Origin of the sequence: uncultured Lutibacter sp., from assembly GCF_937891065.1 — a bacterium.
Lineage (GTDB): Bacteria > Bacteroidota > Bacteroidia > Flavobacteriales > Flavobacteriaceae > Lutibacter.
This window is the reverse complement of sequence record NZ_CALAEQ010000140.1, coordinates 1-4,144: the sequence shown is the minus strand read 5'-3', so window position 1 is coordinate 4,144 and position 4,144 is coordinate 1. Positions and strand designations below refer to the sequence as shown.

4 protein-coding genes are annotated in these 4,144 nt (G+C 31.7%); 2 read left to right on the top strand and 2 right to left on the bottom strand.

Going from position 1 to position 4,144, the window contains the following annotated elements; all coding sequences use genetic code 11:
• Window positions 1–429: 429 nt before the first annotated feature.
• Window positions 430–765 carry a single-stranded DNA-binding protein gene (locus Q0352_RS07780; protein WP_299526167.1) on the bottom strand — a complete coding sequence of 112 codons (336 nt, stop codon included), beginning with the start codon at window positions 763–765 and terminating at the stop codon, window positions 430–432.
• A gap of 198 nt (window positions 766–963) precedes the next feature.
• Between Q0352_RS07780 and Q0352_RS07775 the strand changes: the two genes are divergently transcribed.
• Window positions 964–1,311: a hypothetical protein gene (locus Q0352_RS07775; RefSeq protein WP_299526164.1), complete on the top strand. Its 348-nt coding sequence runs from the start codon at window positions 964–966 to the stop codon at window positions 1,309–1,311.
• An 837-nt stretch (window positions 1,312–2,148) separates the two neighbouring features.
• Here the strand turns inward: Q0352_RS07775 and Q0352_RS07770 are convergent.
• On the bottom strand, window positions 2,149–3,564 hold the full coding sequence (locus Q0352_RS07770; RefSeq protein ID WP_299526161.1) for an alkaline phosphatase: 1,416 nt from the start codon (window positions 3,562–3,564) through the stop codon (window positions 2,149–2,151).
• A 155-nt stretch (window positions 3,565–3,719) separates the two neighbouring features.
• On the opposite strand from Q0352_RS07770, the gene Q0352_RS07765 reads away from it, so the two are divergent.
• On the top strand, window positions 3,720–4,144 hold a 425-nt coding region (locus tag Q0352_RS07765; protein ID WP_299526158.1), incomplete at its 3' end, for a M28 family peptidase.

Genomic DNA, 4,144 nt, shown 5'->3' with positions numbered 1-4,144 from the left:
CAATTCAAATTACAAGGTATGGATACCTGTTTTCACAGGTATGACATTTAGTTATATTCAGGGTGACAGTGTGTTGTCATTCCTGCGCAGGCAGGAATCTATAGGGTTTTAATTATTTGTGGCGGTTTTTATTTTATTGTGGTTAGTTGGTTAAAGTGTTAATGTTTTGCTTTTTGTCAAGGAGGTTTGTTTGGATACCTGTTACAACCTCGCACCGGCTGGCTCATTCGCTAAAAAACACCCACGGGGTATTTTTTGAACGCTCTGCCCTCTGAACGCTCTGCCCTGCAGGTATGACATCTAGTTATATTCAGGATGACAGTGTGTAGTGTCATTCTGAAAGTAGCACAGCGAATTGAAGAATCGTATATTTTAAGCATAAAGAGTGCCATATGACACTCTTTATCTCTTTTCAAAGCAACTTCCCTTTTACTTATTTCCAAGCATTAATAATTCGCTAACCATTACTTCAGTAACATATCTTTTTTCACCTTCTTTAGTTTCATAACTTCTTGAGGTTAGTTTACCTTCAATAGCAATTTCTTTTCCTTTTTCTAAATATTTTTCAACTATTTCAGCTGTATTGTTCCAAGCAATTAGATTATGCCATTGTGTTTCCGTTACTTTTTCACCTTGGGCATTTTTGTAGCTTTCATTTGTTGCTAAAGAAAATTTTGCCAATTTTTTACCATTTTCTAAAGTGATAATTTCAGGGTTGTTTCCTAAGTTTCCAATTAACTGTACTTTGTTTCTTAACGTACTCATAAGATAAGATTTTTATTTAGGTTGAATCTCATTCGTTCAATTCAACAGTGCAAATATTGGTTAGGTAGTTTGTTTTATTCGGTTGTTATGTAATTACTTTCGTATGTAAACGATTGTAGTCGTTTGTAAATGGGTATTTTTTAGTATATTTGTTAGTATTAGTTATAAGATATTAATTGAAAAAGAGTAAAAATTGCTATGAAAAAAAATTGCTTAGAATGCGGAGAACCTTTTAATGGAAGAGTTGACAAAAAATTTTGTTCAGATTATTGTAGAAACACTTTTAATAACCAAGTAAATAGAGAAAGTAAAAATTTAATTCGGAATGTTAATAATAGGCTTCGTAAAAATCATCATTTATTAGCACGTTTAAATGAAACTGGTAAAACAAAAGTTACCAGAACTAAGTTGCTAGATGGAAATTTTGATTTTAATTTTTTTACTTCAATTTATACTACAAAAACAGGAAACACCTATTATTATATTTACGATCAAGGTTATTTAATCTTAGAAAATGATACTTATTTGTTGATTAAAAAGGAATAATTGTTGTTTTTTAGTGTCAGTTATAAAGTTACTTATTTTAAGTTTTTTTAGTATAAACCTACTACTGTCATTCCTGCGTAGGCAGGAATCTATAGAATTATAATTGTTTGTTTGTCTTTTTTATTTGGGTGTTAATGATAAAGTCTTGCGCATTTATTTAAGGCTTGTATAGATTCCTGCCTACGCAGGAATGACAAGTATGTTGTGTTATTTCGTTTCACTTTAATCAGGAATAATAAAAGAATTTAGTTTTGTCATACCTGCGAAGGCAGGTATCTATTTTTAGCACCTACTATAGATTCCTGTTAATCAACCACGCGCCGGCTGGCTCATTCTCTAAAAACAGCTACTTTTCTAAGGCTTCACCTGGCTCGTTCGCTAAAAACACCCACTGGGTATTTTTTGAACGCTCTGCCCTCTTAACGCTCTGCCCTGCAGGAATGACAATTTATTATATTTACGATCAAGGTTATTTAATCTTAGAAAATGACACTTATTTATTGATTAAAAAGGAATAATTGTTGTTTTTTAGTGTCAGTTATAAAGTTACTTATTTTAAGTTTTTTTAGTATAAACCTACTACTGTCATTCCTGCGTAGGCAGGAATCTATATAAAATATGAAAACCAATCATCAATACTATGTTTATCTTTTAGCTAGTAAAATTAGGGGCACTTTATATATTGGAGTAACAAATGATTTACAAAGAACAGTTTTTAATTCTAATTTTTTTGTCACATCGAGCGCAGTCGAGATGATACAATAGTTCTCGACTGCGCTCGAACTGACACTCGGATTGACGAAAAATTTATCACAAAAGTTAGATATATTTAAAGAGTTAAAACTTATTTTCTACTTCAGCTGCTTCCAACATTAAATAATGTAGGTCAGTATTTTTAATAAATGGTGTTAGTAATTCACTTCCAGGACCAAACATGGCTAATTCTACATAATCAGCTGAGTGTTGCATACTAATCCACCCAACAGAATTATGTTGTTTTTGAATTTCAGCCAACACTTGAAAAGGTAAGTGTCTGGAATTGTAAACACCATCTTCAGATTTAATATCAGTATAATAACTTAGAATTGATTTAGCTTCTTCATCAGTTACCCCAAAATTATTAGCGTAATTAATACGTTCTTTTATTTGTGATATTGAAGTTTCTTTACCAAAGCCATTTAATATCCAATCGTTGGTATGTTTATAATTTTGAAGGGAGTCAAAATTATCATTTGCTTTTTTACCATAAATTAAACCTGGATTTGCATTTCCGTGATCGGTAGTAATAATAACCAAAGTGTCGTTATCTTTTTCAGCAAAATCTATCGCAACTTTTATTGCTTCATCATGTGCAAATTGGTCATATAAAAGACCTGTAATATCATTTCCATGAGCTGCCCAATCTACTTTTCCAGCTTCAACCTGCAACACAAAACCTTCAGGATGATCTTTCATTCGGTCAATTGCTTTTTGTGTCATTTCACCTAATGTTGGAACTTTTTCTGTAAGTTCTTTATTGTTATTTCTGTCAATAGTATATGGAAGCCCATCAGTATTGAAAACACCAAGAATTGGTTTGTTATTATCAGCTGAAAGCATTTCATTTCTAGTTTTTACTACTTGATAACCGCCATTTGTAAATTCTTGAAACATGTCCTTTTTATCTTTCCTATATTCTGAAGAAAAATATTTTTCACCACCACCCATCATAATGTCAAAACCCAAATTCAAATATTTTTCGGCTATTTCAGCTTGCGAATTTCTAGATTTGCTATTTACACAAAAACCAGCTGGAGTTGCGTGGGTAATAGGTACAGTTGTAACACAACCAGCCATTTTACCGGCCATTTTAAATTTTTGCCAAATAGGTAAGTGCTCCTCACCGTTTGCGCTTATATTTAAACCTCCGTTAGGGATTCTAACACCACCACCCCAAGACGAACTAGCAGCTGCAGAATCTGTAACCATAGAGCTGGCTGAAGCCATATCCATTAAACCGCGATTTATTCTATTATCTTTATATAATTGAAGCCAATGACTTCCAACTCCGGTTTTTCTAGAAAGGTATAAATCAGCCATATTTAGCGTTCCAATACTCATTCCATCACTTACCACTACAATAATATTTTTAGCTTTTTTATTCTTTTTAAGTGTATCAAAATCTGTTGGAGCAGCAGCAAGATCAAAAGGGTTTAATAATGAAGTTCCAAGAGCAAATAATGATCCGTTTCTAAAAAAATTCCGTCTATCCATAGTTAGTTTTTAAAAAAGTAATTTTCAAAGATAACAGAATTGAGAAAAAACAGTGTGTTATTTATTGCTTTATAGCCATATTTAATGAAACGTTAACATTTTATTATAATTTGACTAAAAAATAAATTAATTTTAAACGATTTAATAGTTAAAATATGATTTCAAAAAAATTTCATCAAGTAATTTCAATACTAATAATTATTGCTGCAGTCTATTATAGTTTTTACAGCTTAATGCCTTCAGAAAAAAGTAAAGAGGTTACTGAAAAAACAGAATTTTCAACAGAAAAAGCATTAGATCATTTAAAAGAAATCACCAAGAAACCGCATTTTACAGGTTCTCCTGAACATGAAACAGTTCGAAATTATATAGTTTCTCAGTTAGAAGAATTAGGATTGCAAGTTGAAGTTCAAGAGCAAATAGCTATTAATAAGAAGTGGAGAGCAGCAGCAAACACCAAAAATATTTTAGCTAAAATTGAAGGAAGTGAAAAGGGAAAAGCACTATTATTGCTTTCACATTACGATTCAAATCCTCATTCTTCATTTGGTGCCAGTGACGCAGGAAGCGGAGTTGTTGT

Bases quoted from the DNA above. Each gene is read 5' to 3' on its own strand.
- Q0352_RS07775 (WP_299526164.1), top strand. From the start codon at position 964: ATGAAAAAAAATTGCTTAGAATGCGGAGAACCTTTTAATGGAAGAGTT.
- Q0352_RS07770 (WP_299526161.1), bottom strand. From the start codon at position 3,564: ATGGATAGACGGAATTTTTTTAGAAACGGATCATTATTTGCTCTTGGA.
- Q0352_RS07780 (WP_299526167.1), bottom strand. From the start codon at position 765: ATGAGTACGTTAAGAAACAAAGTACAGTTAATTGGAAACTTAGGAAAC.